We start from the raw sequence: 1024 nt of genomic DNA, 5'->3' as shown, positions 1-1024 counted from the left end.
GACTTCTCTGATGGCATGGATGTTCTCATTTGGATGGTTCTCCTGTACTTCCTGTTGAGCCTTTCAATCCAGTTGGTCGTATATATGCACCTCTGCACTTGAGCCGGGAAGTCCATATACGTGAAATAGGCACTGTTGCGTTCGGCCTTGTATTTTCTTAGTGCAGGATATTTCCTTTCCCATTTCTCGACAAAGGTAATGAATTGTTCGTATCCCTGCAAGGAATTCATCTCGTTGTTCTCCAATTGGAACACCTCACTGAGCTGCTGCGCCATTACCAGTTTGTCTTTATGTGATGCGCCGCTGAGTATCTGTCGCTTAACGTGTGCCACGCAGAACTGGTGTGCGGCACCGGGAAAGGCTGCACAGACGGCATTCTCTATTCCTTGCAATGCATCGGAAACAACTAAGTCTATCTGTTCGACGCCTCTTTGCTTCAAGGCCTCAAGCTCGTCTTTCCAGCAAAGAGCCCCTTCTGTGGGATGATTGACAACCGTGAGCACCTCCCTGCTGCCGTCTTCTAATACCCCCAGAATGGTATAGTAGGCTTCCTTGGACACCTGTCTGTCCCTACGGGTGGAAATAAAGGTGGCGTCGATATAGACGGCTAAGTAGTGGGAGGAAAGGCTACGGCAAAGCCACCGTTCGACGTCCTCACGGCAGCTGCCGGCAAGATGCGATACCTGCTGCTTGCTGTAGGAACGACCATAGACGCAATTTGAAATCTCGCCTATCTGCTCCGTGGTAAGACCTTTGGTGTAGAGGAGATTGAACAATTTGGCACGTTCCTCGCTTTCGCTGCGTATCAACCCTAAGAGAATGGGATAGAAGTTTCCGCTACGACTGCGCGGAATACGGAGCGAGAACTCAAAGCCGTGACTGTACCAACGACGAGAACGGAAACCATTGCATTGCTCATGGGCATTTTCGCTGACGAACAACTCTCGTTCATGATACATCAGGGAGTTCATGATTAATGACTGAAGGGTAACAAAACCCTCGCTGCTGCTTGTGTAATTCGAAA

The 1024-nt window shown here is 49.4% G+C and carries 1 protein-coding gene; it reads right to left on the bottom strand.

Translation table 11 applies throughout. The features are described 5' to 3' along the window. Positions 1-1024, bottom strand: a 1024-nt coding sequence (locus E0E16_RS15075) for an IS256 family transposase (RefSeq protein ID WP_255418086.1), incomplete at both ends; no start/stop codon positions are given.

It is taken from the genome of Prevotella rectalis, from assembly GCF_900607215.1.
Classification (GTDB): Bacteria; Bacteroidota; Bacteroidia; order Bacteroidales; family Bacteroidaceae; genus Prevotella; species Prevotella brunnea.
Note: the sequence above shows the minus strand (reverse complement) of the source record. Positions and strands in the feature narration are given on the sequence as shown.